22 protein-coding genes are annotated in these 19211 nt (G+C 41.4%); 2 read left to right on the top strand and 20 right to left on the bottom strand.

Translation table 11 applies throughout. The annotated features are described in order from the left end of the window. Positions 1 to 13: 13 nt before the first annotated feature. The 14 genes from yajC to nadB all read right to left on the bottom strand — a co-directional run bounded on the left by yajC (position 14) and on the right by nadB (position 13203). On the bottom strand, positions 14 to 286 hold the full coding sequence (yajC, locus tag ABVF21_RS11225) for a preprotein translocase subunit YajC (RefSeq protein ID WP_194219645.1): 273 nt from the start codon (positions 284 to 286) through the stop codon (positions 14 to 16). Between the two features lie 40 nt (positions 287 to 326). Continuing rightward, a complete protein-coding gene (gene tgt, locus ABVF21_RS11220) occupies positions 327 to 1469 on the bottom strand; it encodes a tRNA guanosine(34) transglycosylase Tgt (RefSeq protein ID WP_194219418.1) in 1143 nt (380 codons plus the stop codon). Then, the gene (gene queA, locus ABVF21_RS11215) at positions 1466 to 2512 is read right to left on the bottom strand and encodes a tRNA preQ1(34) S-adenosylmethionine ribosyltransferase-isomerase QueA (RefSeq protein WP_194219417.1); all 1047 of its coding nucleotides are present in this window, start codon (positions 2510 to 2512) and stop codon (positions 1466 to 1468) included. Before queA ends, tgt begins: the two co-directional genes overlap by 4 nt. A gap of 127 nt (positions 2513 to 2639) precedes the next feature. Continuing rightward, the gene (locus tag ABVF21_RS11210; protein WP_194219416.1) at positions 2640 to 2837 is read right to left on the bottom strand and encodes a DUF2905 domain-containing protein; all 198 of its coding nucleotides are present in this window, start codon (positions 2835 to 2837) and stop codon (positions 2640 to 2642) included. A 2-nt stretch (positions 2838 to 2839) separates the two neighbouring features. Beyond that, a complete protein-coding gene (ruvB, locus tag ABVF21_RS11205) occupies positions 2840 to 3838 on the bottom strand; it encodes a Holliday junction branch migration DNA helicase RuvB (protein ID WP_194219415.1) in 999 nt (332 codons plus the stop codon). 12 nt (positions 3839 to 3850) lie between these two features. Beyond that, a complete protein-coding gene (gene ruvA / locus ABVF21_RS11200) occupies positions 3851 to 4453 on the bottom strand; it encodes a Holliday junction branch migration protein RuvA (protein WP_283153937.1) in 603 nt (200 codons plus the stop codon). A gap of 127 nt (positions 4454 to 4580) precedes the next feature. Further along, on the bottom strand, positions 4581 to 5117 hold the full coding sequence (locus tag ABVF21_RS11195) for a BofC C-terminal domain-containing protein (protein WP_303531887.1): 537 nt from the start codon (positions 5115 to 5117) through the stop codon (positions 4581 to 4583). Between the two features lie 103 nt (positions 5118 to 5220). Continuing rightward, positions 5221 to 5970 (bottom strand): YebC/PmpR family DNA-binding transcriptional regulator, encoded by a 750-nt coding sequence (locus ABVF21_RS11190; RefSeq protein WP_303531889.1) that lies wholly within the window; start codon positions 5968 to 5970, stop codon positions 5221 to 5223. Positions 5971 to 6084: 114 nt separating this feature from the next. Then, entirely contained in the window at positions 6085 to 6711 is a 627-nt protein-coding gene (locus ABVF21_RS11185) for a YhcN/YlaJ family sporulation lipoprotein (protein ID WP_303531890.1), read from the bottom strand. 77 nt (positions 6712 to 6788) lie between these two features. Further along, on the bottom strand, positions 6789 to 7700 hold the full coding sequence (locus ABVF21_RS11180; protein ID WP_371018221.1) for a phosphotransferase: 912 nt from the start codon (positions 7698 to 7700) through the stop codon (positions 6789 to 6791). After that, positions 7684 to 9570, bottom strand: a complete 1887-nt coding sequence (gene safA / locus ABVF21_RS11175; protein WP_371018220.1) for a SafA/ExsA family spore coat assembly protein — start codon at positions 9568 to 9570, stop codon at positions 7684 to 7686. Before safA ends, ABVF21_RS11180 begins: the two co-directional genes overlap by 17 nt. Positions 9571 to 9756: 186 nt before the next feature. Then, positions 9757 to 10860 (bottom strand): quinolinate synthase NadA, encoded by a 1104-nt coding sequence (gene nadA, locus ABVF21_RS11170; protein WP_371018219.1) that lies wholly within the window; start codon positions 10858 to 10860, stop codon positions 9757 to 9759. Further along, positions 10857 to 11699, bottom strand: coding sequence for a carboxylating nicotinate-nucleotide diphosphorylase (nadC, locus tag ABVF21_RS11165; protein ID WP_371018218.1), 843 nt, complete (start codon positions 11697 to 11699; stop codon positions 10857 to 10859). Before nadC ends, nadA begins: the two co-directional genes overlap by 4 nt. Further along, complete coding sequence (nadB, locus tag ABVF21_RS11160; RefSeq protein WP_371018217.1) at positions 11653 to 13203, bottom strand: L-aspartate oxidase; 1551 nt, start codon at positions 13201 to 13203, stop codon at positions 11653 to 11655. Before nadB ends, nadC begins: the two co-directional genes overlap by 47 nt. 123 nt (positions 13204 to 13326) lie before the next feature. Here nadB and ABVF21_RS11155 point away from each other — a divergent pair, with 123 nt between their 5' ends. Together ABVF21_RS11155 and ABVF21_RS11150 are read left to right on the top strand one after the other, a co-directional pair. After that, a complete protein-coding gene (locus tag ABVF21_RS11155) occupies positions 13327 to 14451 on the top strand; it encodes an IscS subfamily cysteine desulfurase (protein ID WP_371018216.1) in 1125 nt (374 codons plus the stop codon). 40 nt (positions 14452 to 14491) lie between these two features. Then, positions 14492 to 15037, top strand: a complete 546-nt coding sequence (locus tag ABVF21_RS11150) for a transcription repressor NadR (RefSeq protein ID WP_371018215.1) — start codon at positions 14492 to 14494, stop codon at positions 15035 to 15037. Between the two features lie 70 nt (positions 15038 to 15107). Here ABVF21_RS11150 and pheA read toward each other — a convergent pair whose 3' ends face one another. From pheA to ABVF21_RS11120, 6 genes are all read right to left on the bottom strand, one after another. After that, positions 15108 to 15971, bottom strand: a complete 864-nt coding sequence (gene pheA, locus ABVF21_RS11145) for a prephenate dehydratase (protein WP_303531908.1) — start codon at positions 15969 to 15971, stop codon at positions 15108 to 15110. 9 nt (positions 15972 to 15980) lie between these two features. Further along, the gene (locus tag ABVF21_RS11140) at positions 15981 to 16430 is read right to left on the bottom strand and encodes an ACT domain-containing protein (protein WP_303531909.1); all 450 of its coding nucleotides are present in this window, start codon (positions 16428 to 16430) and stop codon (positions 15981 to 15983) included. Between the two features lie 126 nt (positions 16431 to 16556). Continuing rightward, positions 16557 to 17840, bottom strand: a complete 1284-nt coding sequence (gene obgE / locus ABVF21_RS11135) for a GTPase ObgE (protein ID WP_194219403.1) — start codon at positions 17838 to 17840, stop codon at positions 16557 to 16559. A gap of 9 nt (positions 17841 to 17849) precedes the next feature. Further along, positions 17850 to 18383 carry a Spo0B C-terminal domain-containing protein gene (locus ABVF21_RS11130; RefSeq protein WP_226614537.1) on the bottom strand — a complete coding sequence of 178 codons (534 nt, stop codon included), beginning with the start codon at positions 18381 to 18383 and terminating at the stop codon, positions 17850 to 17852. A 182-nt stretch (positions 18384 to 18565) separates the two neighbouring features. Then, a complete protein-coding gene (gene rpmA / locus ABVF21_RS11125) occupies positions 18566 to 18856 on the bottom strand; it encodes a 50S ribosomal protein L27 (RefSeq protein WP_098444403.1) in 291 nt (96 codons plus the stop codon). A gap of 13 nt (positions 18857 to 18869) precedes the next feature. Next, positions 18870 to 19202 carry a ribosomal-processing cysteine protease Prp gene (locus ABVF21_RS11120; RefSeq protein WP_303531920.1) on the bottom strand — a complete coding sequence of 111 codons (333 nt, stop codon included), beginning with the start codon at positions 19200 to 19202 and terminating at the stop codon, positions 18870 to 18872. Positions 19203 to 19211 lie beyond the last annotated feature (9 nt).

Raw genomic sequence — 19211 nt, 5'->3', positions numbered from 1 at the left:
GCTCTTTATTATGTTACTTGCTGTTTTCAGTGATTGATTCGCGGATAGCCGCGCGGTCAAACACCATTTTTGTACCGTCTGTAGTACGGATTGTAATTGTACCTTCATCCATTGCATCAATGATGCCGTGCATACCACCGATCGTTACAACTTTATTTCCTTTTTCTAAGCTGGCTTGCATTTCTTTCGTTTTCTTTTGACGCTTCTGTTGCGGGCGAATCAAAAGGAAATAGAAAATCGCAAACATTAGTAGAAGCGGGACTATATTCATTAACGTAGAACCCATATTCATTTCACCCCTTTCCAGCAATCATACAATCTATGGATTAAAAGTTTTTCGCATTTGGTTTATTAAACCCATATTGTTCAAAAAACTCATCCTTAAAGTCCAGGAGACGATCATCCATAATCGCCTGCCTAACTTGCTTCATCAAGTTTAACAGAAAATAGAGATTATGGTAAGTCGTTAATCTAAAGCCAAATGTTTCATTGGATTTTACAAGATGACGAATATACGCCCTTGAATAATTGCGGCAAACATGACAATCGCAATTCTCGTCAAGCGGACGGAAATCACGTGCATATTTTGCATTTCGAACGACTAGACGACCATTGCTAGTCATTAGTGTTCCATTTCGCGCGATACGAGTAGGAAGAACACAATCAAACATATCCACGCCTCGAATAGCTCCGTCAATTAGAGAATCTGGTGAACCAACCCCCATTAAATAACGAGGTTTCTGAGTTGGAAGGTGAGGCGTCGTAAACTCGAGCACGCGATTCATCACGTCTTTCGGTTCACCTACTGAAAGGCCTCCAATAGCATAGCCCGGGAAATCAAGTGAAACAAGATCCTCAGCACTTTGTTTTCTTAACTCTTCATACTCTCCACCTTGAACAATTCCAAACAACCCCTGGATATCTTTTCGTTCATGAGCTGTCAGGCATCGTTCAGCCCAGCGACTCGTACGCTCAACAGAACTTTTCATGTAATCAAATTCTGCTGGGTATGGAGGACACTCATCGAATGCCATCATAATATCAGAACCGAGTGCATTTTGGATTTCCATTGCGCCTTCTGGAGATAAGAATAACTTCTCACCGCTCATGTGATTCCGAAAATGAACGCCTTTTTCCTCAATTTGTCTAAGGTCACTTAAGCTAAAGACCTGAAATCCTCCAGAATCCGTAAGAATCGGCTGATCCCAGTTCATAAATTTATGAAGGCCACCAGCTTCTTTGACAATATCATGACCAGGACGAAGCCAAAGATGATACGTGTTACTAAGGATAACGCCAGCGCCCATTTCTTTTAGTTCTTCTGGACTCATCGTTTTCACTGTCGCAAGTGTTCCAACAGGCATAAACATCGGTGTATCAAACGTACCATGTGGCGTGTGCAGCTTTCCAAGACGCGCCCCACTTTGTTTACACGTTTTTATTAATTCATAGCGAATTGGTTCTGTCATTCTTTCGTACTCCCTTCCAAAATCAACATTGCATCACCAAAACTGAAGAAGCGATACTCTTCCTCAACAGCCGTGCGATAAGCAGAAAGCACAAAATCTCTTCCCGCAAGGGCACTCACTAGCATGATCAATGTTGACTGAGGCAGGTGAAAGTTTGTAATCAGCCCATCGATTGCTTTAAAAGTATAACCCGGATAAATAAAAATGTCGGTCCAACCCGAAGCTTCTTCAAATTGTCCATCATGTGCTGATGCCACGGTTTCAAGTGTTCTCGTTGAAGTAGTACCGACAGAAATGATTCGGCCTCCCGATTCCCTTACACTGTTCAACAGTTCAGCCGTGCCCTTTGTCAGTTGATAAAATTCCCCATGCATTTCATGTTCAAGAATATTATCGACGGAAACTGGTCGGAAAGTGCCAAGACCCACATGAAGTGTAATAAATGCGACATGAACGCCTTTATCTTCAAGACGCTGAAGCATTTCTTCTGTGAAGTGAAGGCCAGCAGTTGGTGCTGCTGCTGATCCTCTATGCTTAGCAAAAACAGTTTGATATCGTTCTTGATCATCGAGCGTTTCAGTAATATATGGTGGAAGAGGCATTTCGCCAAGCTGATCAAGAATTTCATAGAAAACGCCTTCGTATTGAAACTCTAATACACGTCCGCCATGTTCAAGTGACTCTTTGCATACGGCTGTTAGACGTCCATCGCCAAATGAAATCACAGTGCCTGGCTTCACTCGCTTAGCCGGTTTAACAAGAGTCTCCCATTGATCCTCTTCCATTTGCTTAAGAAGCAGCACTTCAATTTTAGCTCCTGTTTCTTCTTTTGATCCATACAACCTAGCTGGCATGACTCGTGTATCATTCAACACAAGACAATCACCGGGATTTATGTAATCCTCTAAATTGGAGAATTCGCGATGCTGAAGCTTTTGTTTTAATGGATCTAATACCATCAATCTGGACTTTGTCCGTTCCTTTAACGGCGTTTGAGCAATTAACCGTTCTGGAAGTTCGAAATCAAAATCATTTACGTTCATTTTATTCACCACTGTTTCTAGAAAGAGTTCAACTTTATTGATTTTACCACAGCTTTACCTATTGGCGCACCCTTAAGGGGCAGTTCCCCTTCCACCATGTTGAAAATGGCGTTTGGAAAGCTGCCCCTTATCTGAACTTACCTATAATAAAAAAGAGTAAAGACAAGGCAATACTAACGACTATTGAGGTTACAATCGGAAAAAAAAACGTAGTGTTTCCTTTTTTGATTACGATGTCACCAGGTAATTTTCCAATAAAGGACCACAACACACCAATGGCCAAGAAGGCGATCCCTAAGATAATAAACAACTTTGAAATTCCCATCGCTATTGAGGAATCTCCATACCAAAGTGATCGTATACCTGATGAGTAACCATACGTCCACGAGGTGTACGCTGAAGAAATCCAATTTGAAGAAGATAAGGTTCATACACGTCTTCAATGGTATGACTTTCTTCACCAATCGTTGCTGCAATTGTATCTACTCCTACAGGACCTCCACGGAATTTCTCTATGATGGCTAATAGAAGCTTGTGATCGATATGATCAAGTCCAAGAGGATCGACTTGCATCATCTCAAGAGCCTGAGAAGCAAGTGAATGCGAAATGACTCCATCCCCTTTCACCTGTGCAAAATCCCTTACACGTTTTAGCAAGCGATTGGCAATTCTAGGTGTCCCTCGCGATCTTCGAGCAAGTTCAACGGCAGCAGCGTGGTCCATTTCAACATCGAAAATGTCAGCTGTTCTCATTAAAATAGTTTGAAGTTCGTCTTCAAGATAATACTCTAATCTACTCAGTACGCCGAAACGATCTCGTAAAGGCGCCGTTAATAGTCCAGCCCTTGTCGTAGCGCCTACTAAGGTGAATGGTGGCAGATCCAAACGAACAGATCTTGCCGTTTCGCCTTTTCCTATTACAATATCTAGACAGTAGTCTTCCATCGCAGGATAAAGAACTTCTTCAACACTTCGAGGTAGTCGATGTATTTCATCGATAAATAAAACATCCCCAGGTTCAAGGGCGGTTAATATAGCTGCAAGATCACCAGGTCTTTCAATCGCAGGACCTGATGTTGTACGCAAATTTACTTCCATCTCGTTTGCAATAATGGCTGAGAGAGTCGTTTTACCTAGACCAGGAGGGCCGTACAACAGCACATGATCTAAGGGCTCTTCTCGCATTTTAGCCGCTTCAATAAACACTTCAAGATTTCGCTTTACCTTTTCTTGTCCAATATATTGACTTAATCGCTGAGGACGGAGGCTATATTCTACGGATGAGTCGTCACCGACCTGCTCACCTGATAGAATTCGATCTTCCACTTTACTCCCTCCTTATTGCTTCAGCATAAGCTGAAGGGCTTTTTTAATATACTGATCTGTCGTTAGCGTTTCTTCAACTAGCTTTGGTTTAATCTTCTTAATTTCTCGCTCAGCATACCCAAGAGCTTTCAATGCTTCTAGCGCTTCTTCTAGCTCATGAGCACCCTCTTCTTGAACTTCATCCACTGCAAACAATCCCTCAGTTGGAGCGCCAAAGCCTTTAAGCTTACCTTTTAGATCTAGAATGATTTGTCTGGCAGTTTTCTTACCAACGCCAGGAAACTTTGTTAGAAATTTCTCATCTTCCATTTCAATGGCACTCACAACTTTATCAGGTTCACCAGTCGCTAAAATCGCCACAGCTCCCTTAGGACCGATACCGGAAACATTTAGAAGCTTCTCAAACAAAAGGCGCTCTTCCCGTGTTGGAAATCCATAAAGGGCAATGAGATCTTCTCTAACGTAATGATGCGTAAAAATTTGAATCGATTGATTACGGTACTTCTGAAATTCAAAAGGATTTCCACAGTAAATTTTATATCCTATCGCATTCGACTCTACAACAATGTATTCTGTATCAATATATTCAACCGTGCCTTTAATATATTCTATCAAAGCTACTCTCTCCCCTGTACATACGAACATGTATTTCTATCTCTCCATTCTACCATAAAAAGATGAAAAGCGGAGACGAGCGTTTAGAAATGGAGATAAGCGTCTAAATCAAAAGAAGAACCTGCCCTTACTGGACAGGTTCTTCTTTTTTAATTTTAGAAAAAGACTGGATGACGTCTTCAAACTGATACCACGACTCTACTGGAATTCCTTCCATAAGCTGCTCTCTTCTTTGACTTTCTAGCTTTCCTACATCAATTTGAAAAAATGTTTGAATGACTTTCTCTTCTGCCGGAATTCCATCAAATATCGTAAGAACCCCCTCCTCTGTTAATCCAAAATGGCCATTTTGTTTACTCGCAGGCGAAATATCTTCTAAATTCCGTTCAAATATCATTCGTCCTTCTTCCTGATCTACAAGTTGCCAATCAGCGTATTGACTCCAAAAATCTTCCATTGCCCATATAGTTTCATATACAGATTGGTTCGTTGAAACACCGTCCGCATAATTTGTTCTCAATATAACTTCAACGACTAGTGGTCCTTTTTCTTGAGTTTTGGTTCCTGTAACCGGTGATATGCCATCTCCTTCATAAGCCACGGCCGATGTTCCTCCAAGAACAAGAAGTACACCTAATAGAAGGAGTGGATAAAGGCTTTTCATATGTTTCCAACACCTTTCTTCCATTTTCAAGAAGTTCATGCCGTTAGCGTTTCCATTTTATTGAGGAATATGCATAAAAAAAAAGCTACAGAAAAACTGTAGCTCACAATTGATCATAAACATCATCATTTATTTCAGCATTATGATAAACATCTTGCACATCATCGTTATCTTCAAGCATATCAATTAGCTTTAACATACGAAGCCCATCTTCATTTTCTAATGGGGCGTATGTTTCTGGAATCATCGTGACTTCAGTGGAAGAAAAACTTAATCCGCTCTCTTGTAATTGGTGCTTTACATCTTGAAATTCCTGGGGATCAGTATAAATCTCATAAGCATCCTCATTTGTTTCCATTTCTTCAGCCCCGGCTTCAATAACCTGAAGCATCAATTCATCTCCATCGAGATCATTTTCGGAACGATCGATCACAAGGAGACCTTTTCGGTTAAATAAGAATGAAACACATCCGTTTTCACCCATATTTCCTTTATTTTTACTAAAAGCATGACGCACATCTGCTGCAGCTCGATTTTTATTATCGGTAAGTAGTTGAACCATAATGGCGGCACCACCTGGGCCATACCCTTCGTACGTCACGTTTTCATATTGAACACCATCTAAGTCCCCTGTAGCTTTCTTAATTGCGCGATCAATGTTTTCGTTAGGCATATTTGATGATTTTGCCTTGTCCACAGCAAGCCTTAATGAGGGATTCGTTTCTGGATCGCCCCCTCCTTGCTTGGCAGCTACAAAAATTTCCTTAGCTAGCTTCATAAATACTTTTCCACGTTTAGCATCTTGAGCGTTTTTTCTACGCTGTATATTTTTCCATTTGGAATGTCCTGCCATCTAAGAGAACTCCTTTCAAATGAACTGATTTCCCAACTATATCATAGGGCTCAAGTCTCCGAAAAGAGTTTTGCATATGTAGTCGAGCAGGCTACTGCCCGCTCGTTATTTTTGTTATTTATTGTTTTCAAATGGACGTTTTGCAGCATTTCCGATGTCATCTAATATGCCATTTACATCTGCCTGTACCTCTTCAAAACCATCTCCATCTTCGAGGCGGTTATTAACATCGCCCATTCGACCAAACACATTTTCATCTGTTGAAATTGACACATTCTTTTGCTTTGTTACTTTTGCTACCTCGCTGCGAACCTTGTCTTTAACATCTGCATCGTTTTTGTCGTTTGTATCAACGGCAATCATAATTTGATCACCATATACGATAACTCGAGCATCATCCACGTTCTTAAGCTTATTGATTCGTTTAGCTAGTCGTGTAGAAAGCTCATTATCATAACCTGAATAATTGTTATCTGTACGCATATATCCAGGGCCATTCATGCCATTTCGCTTATCGATTTGCTTTTTGTCAGGGGACTTAACTCCGTTCGAATAGTCACGATCAATCATATCCGTTACTGCACCTTCACGGTAATCACCGTTATTATCTTCACTCGTGTAGTAACCAATTGGACGTGCGGAATCGTTATAACGCGTATCCATCGCCTCATTATCAGCTGTACAGCCGATCAAACCACCTGCGAGCATCATCGTTGAAAGCGTCAAGACTGTTTTCTTCATATTTAAAACCTCCTTTCACCTTTAGAATGTGAGGAGGCTTCTCATTTTAATCTGTTAGTTCTAGGTAACAGAGGGACCTACTTCAGAATTGAGTTGATAAACCGTGATCTAAGATCGTTTTGTTGTGCCACTTTAACTAATAGGGCACTTCTTCCATTTGGGTTCATCAACCATTCTCGGTAGAAATCGGCAGGATAGGCTAGAAGCCTACACAACAAAGGGTTCTCTAAGCAATGTCGAACAGTCGGGATATGAGATCTTGACCATTCATCCAGTGACCAGTTACAGTGAGACAGCATTCGATTCATTAACTGTAAAAAGTCATATTCATGAGGGGCATAGTTCGCAAGGTCACCATCAATCAATAATAATGTATCCGTACGAAAGATAAAATTATGATGTGCGGGGTCGCCGTGAACAATGCATTTATCACGGAGAGCATTTCGTTCCAATTCTTCGATCGCTGTCATACCCGAAATGACTTCTTCCCCTACAGAAATATAATATTGAATCAATTGTTTTTCATTTGCAGATATTAGAGAAGATCCTACTTCCTTCTTGAAGCGAATTAAACGGTTCGTCCACTTACGAGTAAGTGATACGGGAAAAATATCTTTACTGACTAATCCTATACTTTCTTGATGAAAGTGTGCTACTTTCTCAATCGCTAGAAGCCGGTCTTCTTTCAATGAGTAATTGAGCATTCGTCCCTTCATTGTTTTCATACAGGCAAAATATAGTCCCCCGTCCTCCTTAAGCCAATCGCCATCTGGAAATGGAATGAAAGTAATAAAAGAATCTGAACAGTGATGTGAGAGGTATATTTGCTTTCTTAACGATTCCTTTTTTAAAGATCCTTTCATATAAACTGATACCCCAGTAATCAATTTGCCCTTCCAAACAAGTGAATTAACACGTTCTAAATGAAGAAAAAAAGGACGTACCCTTTCCAGGATACCGTCCTCTTTTTCCTTAGCGTGATTCTGCATAGCTACTTTCCATGCCCATGTAATCATCCATCATTGGCGCTTTATTCGCTCCCTGAACAAATCCCGGATTAGCATATTGCGGCATTTGATGATATGGTGATGCGTTCTGATTCCCACCACATCCACAGTCGTGCTGTTGATAAGGTGATACCATTGGCTGATTCGGGTAACCCGGAGGCATCATCATGCCTGCTACGTTCTCATTTGGATAGCCATAAGCTCCCATTACAGCTTCAGGATATTCTTCATTTCCTTTATGGCCATAAGGTGATGGCATACCATTCCCATTCATTGAAGCACCTGCGACATTTGGGTAGCCCATATTCATTTGAGGATAACCGGAAGCTGCACCTGCTACAGCACCTGGGTATCCACCATTGTTTCCTTTGTGCCCGTAACCTTCATACGCACCCGCTACGTTTTGATTTGGGTAACCCTGGTTCCCATCATATTGCATGCCACCTACTGATCCTGGGTACCCACCATTGTTTCCTTTGTGCCCATAACCTTCATACGTACCCGCTACGTTTTGGTTTGGATAACCCTCGTTCCCATCATATTGCATGCCACCTACTGATCCTGGATAACCACCATTATTTCCTTTATGACCATAACCTTCATACGCACCCGCTACGTTTTGATTTGGGTAACCCTGGTTCCCATCATATTGCATGCCACCTACTGATCCTGGATAACCACCATTGTTCCCTTTGTGCCCGTAACCTTCATACGCACCCGCTACGTTTTGATTTGGGTAACCCTGGTTCCCATCATATTGCATGCCACCTACTGATCCTGGATAGCCTGACATTTGTTGATTGGCTTTATGACCATAGCTTGCTCCTGCTACATCTGAGCTTTCTTCACCCATTCCATAATTACTTTTATTAGCCCCACCGACAGAACTCTTATTTGCATATTGATATGCGTCTACTACATTCTGATTAGGATAGCCGTTACCTTGATTATACGCGCCTGCAACATTCCCAGAAGGCGCACCGAAATTCGGCTGACCATAACCTTCATAAGCCCCAGCTACTTCAGAGTTTTCCTCTTCTTTATGGCCATAATTATTCATTTCTGCTCCTGCAACTGAACCTGGATAGCCACCTTTATTTCCATAGCCTTGATACATCCCAGCCACTTCTCCTGGAGAGCCATTTTGATTACTTTTGTTCCCATAACCATCATATACACCAGCAATATTCTGGTTGTTCGGGAAGCCCATATGCGCTCCGCCTACAGAAGTTGGATACCCCGGGTAACCTCCATTGTATTCTTTGTTTGCATAATTCGTTGCCCCCGCTACATTATTAGGATAGCCCTGATTCATCGGCGGTGGAGGCATTTCCATTGATGAGGATTCAAATTCGCTCAGCACTTCTTCGTCATTCATTGGATAGAATAAATTTTCTGTTTTCTTCGCTTTCTCAACAGGTTTCTTCGCAGCTGTCTTTTTCTCTTCTACTTTCTTCTCAGCTTTCTTTTCAACAGGCTTCATTTTCTTTTCAGGCTTTATTTCTTTTGGCTTAACCTTTTTAGGCTTCTCTTCTTGAGGCATCATGTTCATATTCATGTTCATGTTCATATTCAATTCATTGTTGATCGGCATAGTCATTGAAGGCTTCTCTTTCGGCTTCATCATTGGCTTTTCTTTTTTCTTAGGCATTTCTTTTTTCATTTCTTTAATCGGCATTTCCTTCTTCTTTACCGGAACACCGCCAGATGGTATTTTCACTTTCATACCAGGCATAATCATATTAGGATTGTTAAGCTGTGAATTAACAGCTTTTAGTTGTTCAAAATCAACACCATATTTTTTAGCGATTTTCCACAAAGTATCGCCTTTTTGAACGACATGTATTTTCAAACTAAAAAACTCCCTCCTGTAATCAGTACAATGAAATTCAGTACAGTGTATGCGTGACTGGGCAGATTGCTACCTTTTTTAAAGGATAAGATCATCACATTAATATGCAGGAGTAAGTGTAGCTATGTATAGTGTCTCTCTCTTTTAAAAAAAAGGAATCAAACATCATGTCTGATTCCTTATCCATCATGCTCGATCAAGCATTCGATTCAATGCTTTAATTGCGTAGAAGGATGTTTCTTGATCAACGATTATTTGATTCGTTTTCTTTCCACTTTGTACTTCCTCAAGCGCCCAAAGAAGGTGGGGCATATCGATTCGATTCATTGTAAGACAAGGACACATATTTGGGTTTAAAGAAACAATTCTTTTATCTGGATGCTGTTGAATGATCCGATTCACAAGATTCATTTCTGTTCCAATTGCCCATTTCGTACCTGCCTCTGCTTCCTCAATGGTTTCAATAATCATTTTAGTAGATCCTGATAAGTCAGAGCGTCTAACAACGTCAAAACTGCATTCTGGATGAACAATAACGGACATACCAGGTTCATTCTCTCGAATTTGTGCGATGTTTTGAACTGTAAACTTTTCATGGACGGAACAATGACCTTTCCAAAGAATCACCTTAATTGCATCATAATCTCCCTCATATTCAAGCGTATCCGTTATTGGATCCCACACTGCCATCGCTTCAAGTGGAACACCAAGGTCGTAAGCTGTATTCCGCCCAAGATGCTGATCAGGTAAAAATAGGATGCGTTCTTTTTGAGTAAACCCCCACTCAACCATTGCTACAGCATTTGAAGATGTAACCGTGGCTCCTCCGTTTCTCCCAACAAATCCTTTAATAGCTGCCGTTGAATTTACATAAGTTAGGGGAAGTACAGTCTCTCCAAAAAGATTAATGAGATGGCTCCAAGCACGTTCAGTTTGATGAATATTCGCCATATCAGCCATTGAACATCCTGCTCGCATATCAGGTAAAATAACCGTTTGATCTTCTTCAGTTAAAATATCTGCTGTTTCGGCCATAAAATGAACACCACAAAAGACAATTGCTTCTGCCTTCTTATTCCGAGCGGAAAGCTGGGCAAGTTGAAGTGAATCTCCGGTATCATCTGCAAATTGAACGACTTCATCTTTTTGATAGTGATGGGCAGGTAAATACAAACGATCCCCCATCTCGGCTTTAATGGCTGCGATTTTTTCTACCATTTCTTGATCTGATAGTTCTTTGTATCGATCAGGAAGTCCGTTCGATCGCTTCAACGCATCTAAAATACTCATTTCTCTTCCCCTTTCATTCGTAAGCTAATATCAAGGCTTTTAACAGAGTGTGTTAAGCAGCCGAGCGAAATAAACTGAACACCTGTATCACGATAAGTTGCAAGGTTGTTAAGCGTGATGCCCCCAGAAGCTTCAGTTACAATGTGGTCAGGTACTAACTGCGCGTATGAAGCGACTTCTGTAGGAGAACAATTATCAAACATAATAATATCTGCTCCCGCATTCGCCGCTTGACGAACTTCTATTTCAGAAGACGTCTCAACTTCAATTTTGGTCATATGCCCTAAGCGACCTTTCACATGTGCTACAGCCTGTTCGATACTACCAAACTGGGCAATGTGATTATCTTTTAACATTACCCCGCTATCAAGAGTCATTCGATGATTAAATCCTCCTCCACTCCTTACTGCATACTTCTCATACATTCTTAACCCAGGCGTCGTTTTGCGTGTATCACAGATCCGAATCGATGAATCTCCCAACAATTCCACAGCATGGGAAGTCATCGTTGCAATACCGCTCATTCGTTGTATCATATTTAAAACAACCCGTTCTCCCGTTAATATTGTGCGAACTTTTCCTTTAACAGAAGCAATTACTTCACCAGTTTGAACGTGATCGCCATCTTCGACGTAAACCTCGACACAAATATCCCGATCAAGAAGTTCAAACCCGGTCTCGATTACCTGATGCCCACAAAAAACGCCAGCCTCTTTCATTACAAATAGCGCCTCAGCTTGCTCCTCTGAACGAAATAACAACTCACTTGATAAATCAACATTTCCAATGTCTTCAATAAAAAACTGTTCTAGATCTTTTTTGACTTTCAGCCCAATCATCGTAATATATCCCCCTGAGTATTCTTTTTTGCTTCCACTCTTGCTTCTGATCTGGATAATCTGCGCGATAATGCCCTCCTCTGCTTTCTTCACGAAGAAAAGCTGAAGTTGCCATTAACCACCCTACCTGAAACATATTGTATCGCTCGATTGACTCTATTTTTAAATCCTCAACTAGCCTCATTTCATCCAGCTGAAGCATTCTTAGCGAGTAAGCTAACCCATCACTTGTTCTTACCATTCCTACATGTTGTTCCATTATGTTTTTTAACTCATTTGTTGTTAACAAAGGTTCACGAAGTTGAAAATGTGAGCTCTCCGATTCACCTTCCGGAACGTTCCGTTTATTTTGAAGTATCCACTTCGAGGCTTCACTAGCAAATACAATTCCCTCCAAAAGAGAATTGCTTGCAAGACGGTTAGCGCCGTGCACACCTGTATGAGCGACCTCACCAAGAGCAAATAAACCTTCTATGGATGTTCTACCAACCTGGTCCGTCATTACTCCGCCCATAAGAAAATGGGCGCCTGGTTTCACAGGTATGATTCCCTCCGTTAATCTTACGCCATGACTTTTACACTGCTTAGCGATTGTTGGAAATCGTTCTTCAAACTGTGAAACCTTTGAGATATCAAGGTATACAGTCGAAGCCTCTTGTTGAATCGCTCTCGCAACGACATCTCTTGGGGCGAGATCTAATTGGTCATGCTTACCTTCCATTAAACGCTTGCCTTCAGACGTTAATAAAATGCCGCCTTCTCCTCGGACAGCTTCTGAAATAAGGAACGATTGCTCGGTGTCTCCTGCATACATTGTAGGATGAAACTGCATAAATTCTAGATCGGCTAGAACGGCGCCGGCACGATAAGCCATCGCAAGACCATCGCCCGTTATTGATAGTTCATTTGAAGTAACAGGATAAAGTTGCCCCGCTCCTCCGGTAGCGAGAATAGTGTATGCTGCATTAATAAGCATTCTTTCACCTTCTTGATTGATCGCTTCAGCTCCAATACAATGCCCATCTTTCATTGTTAAGTCAACGATTTGATGATGCTCAATGATCGTACACTTTCTTTGAACACGCTTCATTAGAGTTAAAACAATTTCTCTCCCCGTTGCATCTCCCCCAGAATGATAAATACGTGAAACACTATGAGCTCCTTCTTTACACCTTTTATACTTTCCATCAGCTTCTTGATCAAAATGAACTCCTAAGTTTATGAGCTGATCGATTTGATCTGGTCCTTTTCTGACCAAAAGTTCCGTTAGTTCTTCATTATTATGAAAAACCCCGGCACGAATCGTATCAAAAAAATGATTTGTCCAGCTGTCTTCATCAGCTGTAGCTGCGGCAATTCCTCCTTGTGCAAGCATTGAATTGCTTTGTCCAAACTTAGACTTTGTGATAACAGTCACATTCTTTTGCGCCGAAAGAAGTTCGGCCACCATCAACCCACTCACACCACTTCCAATTACTAATACATCTGTTTTTAGCTGATTCATGAAATCCCTTCTCTCGCTGAACAATATGGAGATTACACCCAAGTAAATTAACATGTGTCTTGACACCTATATTTACATATATTTAAATAAATAACAAGACGGAAAATAAGCGAGGAGATTAAAATGATTTATTTAGACTACGCAGCTTCAACACCGATGTCAGAAGTTGCAATTGAGGCATATACTCATGCTGCACAGCATTTCTATGCAAATACACAAAGTTCTCATGATGCTGGCACAGACGCTTCTCATTTACTAGAAGCTGCGCGTAGTTCAATCGCCTCTCACATCAATGGCGAACCATCAGGAGTTTATTTTACATCTGGTGGAACAGAAGCAAATATACTCGCTCTTAGAAGTTTAGTAAAAATGTATGCTAAAGGACATTTGATTACTTGTTCTGCAGAGCATTCTTCCGTTTTGCATACATTCTCTCAGCTAGAACAGGAAGGATTTGAGGTAACATATCTTTCTTATGATCATAATGGGCATGTATTACTTAGTGAATTGATAGAGACTATTCGTGAAGACACGATTTTAGTATCGATCGCCTGTGGGAATAATGAAATAGGAGCCGTTCAGTCAATGAAAGAAATCGGAGAAGAACTTGCGAAGCGTCACATTCTTTTCCATACAGATGCAGTACAGGCTTTCGGCAAAATCGCGATTAATGTCAAGGAGATGCATATCTCTGCATTATCCGTTTCATCCCATAAGGTATATGGACCAAAAGGTGTAGGTGCATGCTATATTGCACCGTCTTTAGCATGGAGGCAGGATTTACCCGGAACCGTTCATGAAAAAGGATTTCGTCCTGGTACCGTAAATGTTCCAGGCATTATGTCCTTTGCTGCAGCAGCAGAAGAAACGATTCATGCGTTGAACTCGAACCAAACAAAATATACAAACTTACGTGCCTACCTCGTGAATAAACTTACTCATCCGAATATTGTCATCGAGGGAGAGCAAGGACTACCACATATTATCGGACTTCGAATCAAAGGGCTGGAAGGACAATATGTCATGCTAGAGCTGAATCGCAAAGGAATTGCTATTTCAACTGGATCAGCCTGTTCAGTTGGCCAACAGCAGCCTTCAAAAACATTGCGAGCAATGGGGAGATCGGATGATGAAGCTAGAGAGTTAATTCGTATAAGCTTTGGAAAAAGAACTACACAGAAAGAAATTGAGAAAATAGCAGACGTATTTCGTGAAATCCTTACACGCACTTCCGTAACAAAGATATAATAAGGGTACACATCGTGGTCTTCGAAAGGGGTTTTCAATAGTGGGACAAGAAGGAGAAAAAATACTGGGTGAGAACAGGAGGTTACTCATTCTTCAATGGCTGAAAGAGAGCGAAAAGCCTTTAACAGGAAGTGATTTATCAAAACGAACCAATGTCAGCAGACAAGTGATTGTCCAGGATATTTCTTTGTTAAAAGCAAGAAATGAACCGATTATCGCTACTTCCCAAGGATATGTCATGTTCTCTTCAGATCGGAAAGATACAAAGCAAGAACAAGTGATTGCATGCAAGCATTTACCAGAAGATACAAAGAATGAACTCTATACAATAGTTGATAACGGCGGGATTGTGAAAGACGTCACCGTTGAGCATCCTCTTTATGGACACTTAACAGCTTCACTTTACGTAGGAAATCGCTTTGAAGCAGATCAATTTCTTTCTAGGCTCTCTATGACAAATGCTTCTCTTTTGTCCGAGCTTACTTCTGGTGTTCATCTTCATACAATCGAAGCAAACTCTAAATCACAGCTTGAGGCTGTTATCAACGCGTTAAAACACGAAGGATTTCTATTAGAACAGGACTAATTCTAAAAACTTTATTTTCCAATAGAAAAGAACGGCTCAGATGCCGTTCTTTTTTATTGCATTCCTATCGCTATTTATTTGTTACAACAAAGCAGGGGTACTCTCCTAATACAGATATACCAATACCAAGCGCTTGAATTTCTTCCATTACGCCTTTTAAGAGTACATCGCGGTTAGGACGTTCGACATCAATAATAAAGAAATAGTTACCAAGTCCTGTTTTCATTGGGCGAGACTCAATTTTCGTTAAATTGAGATTACGCCATGCAAATGCCGCAAGCACTTGATGGAGGGCTCCAGGATAATCTGACGGAAGAATAATCTTGTAAGTGACGCGGTCTTCCCGAAATAGGTTAGTTCTCGGGAGCGGTTCAGCCGTATGATGTAAAACAAGAAAGCGAGTATCATTATCTTCTGTATCATGTATGTCAGCCTGTGCAATGGTTAATCCGTATTTTTCTGCAGCAAGTTCATTACCAATTGCTGCCTCTTCGATCTTTCCGGTACTCTGCACATATTCCGCTGCAGCACTTGTAGACGCTGCATTACTAAGCTCAGCTTGAGCTAACTCCTTTTGTAGAAAAACATGGCATTGGGCTATCGCGTGTGGATGCGAAAGAACTCGAGTAATCTTTTTCCAATCGTTTTGATCAGGATGGATCAGTAAGTGCTGTCGAATTGGCAATACAAGCTCTCCTACGATTGGAAGTGAAACTTGCTGCGAAAGAAGATCCAGCGTCATATTAACGGAGCCTTCAATCGTATTCTCTAGAGGAACAACACCATAGTCAACAGATCCATTTTCTACTGCTTCAAGGCATGCGCGAATCGTAGGAAAAGGTGTCCGATCCTCGTCTTGAAATAACGTTTTTGCTGCGATTTCTGTAAAAGTTCCTTCTGGTCCAAGAAAACCTATCTTCTTTTGATTATCCATTTTCTCCCCCTATGCTCCAGATCCAATAATTTCAGCATTGTTTACGGCTTCGATGTCTTTAATTTTCTCAAGTAAATTGCTTATGCGTAAGTTTGTTTCACCAATTTCCATTGTTAAAATAACCGTAGCATAGCCCTGTAGGGGAATCGTCTGGTTAATCGTCAATAAATTGCAACCAAGTGAGGCTACTGTGCTAAGCACTCTAGAAAGCGCTCCTGAACGATCTTCCAAATGAACCGAGAGCGTTACGATCTGTTCAATGATCATCGTATGAAACGGTAAGATTGTGTCACGATATTTATAGAATGCACTCCGACTTACGCCAACTTCATCAATGGCTTCTCGAACTGATTCCACAGTGCCACTCTCAAGAAGAAGCTTGGCTTGCAGCGTTTTCAACATCGAATCAGATAGGACATCTTCCCGAACGAGATAAAAATTCTTATCGTCTTTGCTCATTCTTCCCCTCTCCTCTATCGCGGCCAGCTACGACCGATAATCGTCTATCATTTACAGGTTTGCTATGTTCAGGTAGGTCTATGTAAAAAAAGACCGCCCTTCCATGAGGACAGTCTTCTCCGTTTATCAGTCTACGAACTCAAATTCGAACTCCAGAATTCGAACCGCATCTCCATCCTCAGCTCCACGCTCTCTTAGCGCATCATCAATTCCCATGCTACGCATTTGTTGCGCGAACCTGCGAACATTGTCTTCTCGGTTAAAGTCTGTCATCTTGAATAGCTTTTCAATTCGTGGTCCATTAACAACGAATGTTCCGTCGCTATCACGCGTTACAAAGAACTCAGGTGCACCTTTTTCGTGACGGTACATCACGCGAGTCTCTTCTTCCTTCTCTTCATCAAGAGGGAACTCAGGTGTTGTCTCAAGCTTGTCTGCAATTTCAAACAATACTTCTTGGACACCTTGTCGCGTTACAGCAGAAATCGGATAAATCGGGAAATCTTCCTCAAGCTTTTCCTTGAAAATCTCAAGATTTTCTTCAGAATCTGGAAGATCCATTTTATTAGCGACAATGATTTGCGGACGTTCCATTAGACGCATTTTATATTGCTTTAACTCATCATTGATCTTCAAGTAGTCTTCATAAGGGTCTCGCCCTTCCATACCAGACATATCAATGACGTGAACGATAACTCGTGTTCGCTCAATGTGTCGAAGGAACTGATGGCCAAGGCCAACGCCTTCATGAGCGCCCTCAATTAATCCAGGTAAATCAGCCATAACGAAACTGCGTCCATCTTTTGTATCAACAACACCTAGATTGGGTGCAATCGTTGTAAAATGGTATGCTGCAATTTTTGGCTTCGCTGCTGATACTACGGATAGAAGCGTTGACTTACCTACACTAGGAAACCCAACAAGTCCAACATCAGCTAGAACCTTGAGCTCTAAAGTAACATCTTTTTCTTCCCCAGGTTCACCATTCTCTGAAAGCTCTGGTGCCGGGTTAGAAGGCGATGCAAAGCGTGAATTCCCACGTCCGCCTCGACCGCCACGCGCTACAGTTGCACGTTGCCCGTGCTCAGTTAGATCCGCAATAACCTCTCCCGTTTCCGCATTGGATACAATTGTACCAGGTGGGACCTTTACAACCATATCTTCTGAATTACGGCCATGCTGATTCTTCGAGCGACCATGCTCACCTGTTTTGGCTTTAAAATGACGATTGTAACGGAAGTCCATAAGCGTACGAAGACCTTCTTCTACTTCGAAAATGACGCTTGCGCCTTTTCCTCCGTCGCCTCCTGCAGGACCGCCATCCGGTACATATTTCTCTCGACGGAAGGCAACCATACCATTTCCGCCATCGCCTGCTTTAACAAATACTTTGACCTGATCTACAAACATACTTTCACCTCATTTAATCAAAAACGTGCTAACTAGCTCCTGACCCGTTTGCTCTAATTCAATCAATTTAGCGCTTTTCACTTCAGGATTTTCGAACGCCAGCTTGAGCTTGTTTTGATCGGAAACTTCACCTTGAAAATCAAAAACAAGATGAATTTCTTCATGGTACAACTGAAGCGTTAATAACAAGTGATGATCTGATGGAACTTTCACATGAGAATCAAGCACTGTTGTACATCGAGAGATTAACTCGATAAGATCCGCTTCATAAACGCAAATATCATACTCGTCTCCGATCACTTCAAAATCCAACTGAAATAAATGGTTACACCAGTTAAACGTTAATATATATTCTGCAAGTTTCGGAGCATTTAAATTCGATAATTTTGCTTCCTGTCTCGACTGGATAATAATTTCTTCGATAATTTCCTTTGCCCTGTCTACATGATCCAGTGCAAGGTTTCCCTTGATCAACTGCAAACGATTTAACCAATCATGACGAGAATGGCGCAGAACGTCAAAGGTATTCCAATTTTTAGACATAATTGCACTCCCAATGCTCTAACCATTTCCTTCATTATAACAATAGATCTTTTCTGTATGTTAATTTGGATTAAAAGAAAACAATCTTACGCGAATTCATTGTGCATCGTCACTTATCCATCTCATTTTCTCCATTATATCAAAAAACTCTAACCGTTCGGTTAGAGTTTTTCTTAAGTTGCTTATGCTTCCTTAGCAACTGGATATACACTTACTTGTTTACGGTCACGTCCAAGACGCTCGAATTTCACGACGCCGTCGATTTTCGCATATAGAGTGTCGTCTCCACCGCGGCCAACGTTTGTACCAGGGTAGATCTTAGTTCCGCGTTGACGGAAAAGAATCGAACCGCCGGATACGAACTCGCCGTCTGCGCTCTTCGCGCCAAGACGCTTGGAGATTGAATCACGGCCGTTTTTTGTACTACCTACACCCTTTTTCGATGCGAAAAACTGTAGATTCATTTTCAACATATTGTCCCACCTCCTATGTGTGAGTAATTTGGATGTGCTTGCCATATTCCTCGGCAATAGCAGAAATGGATACTTCCATTCCTTGAAGGAGAAGTTGAACGTTCTCATCTATACGTTGTTCCAGATGATCCGGAACAGTACAGCTGAGGTAGCCGCCTTCATCCTCCATATCAACTATGAGAGTTACATCGCAAAGGGATTCAATCGCATTCACCGTCCCAATCGACACAGCAGAAACACCTGCACAAACTAAATCATAGCCATAAGGGCCAGAATCAGCGTGTCCAGAAATGGAAAATGAAAGGATGCGATTGTTAGAATCTCGCTTCACCTTGAAACGTATCATCTTAGATAT

Source organism: Pseudalkalibacillus sp. JSM 102089, assembly GCF_041366475.1.
GTDB lineage: Bacteria > Bacillota > Bacilli > Bacillales > Guptibacillaceae > Guptibacillus > Guptibacillus hwajinpoensis_B.
The sequence above is the reverse complement of the archived record's forward strand: the minus strand, read 5'-3'. Positions and strand labels throughout refer to the sequence as shown.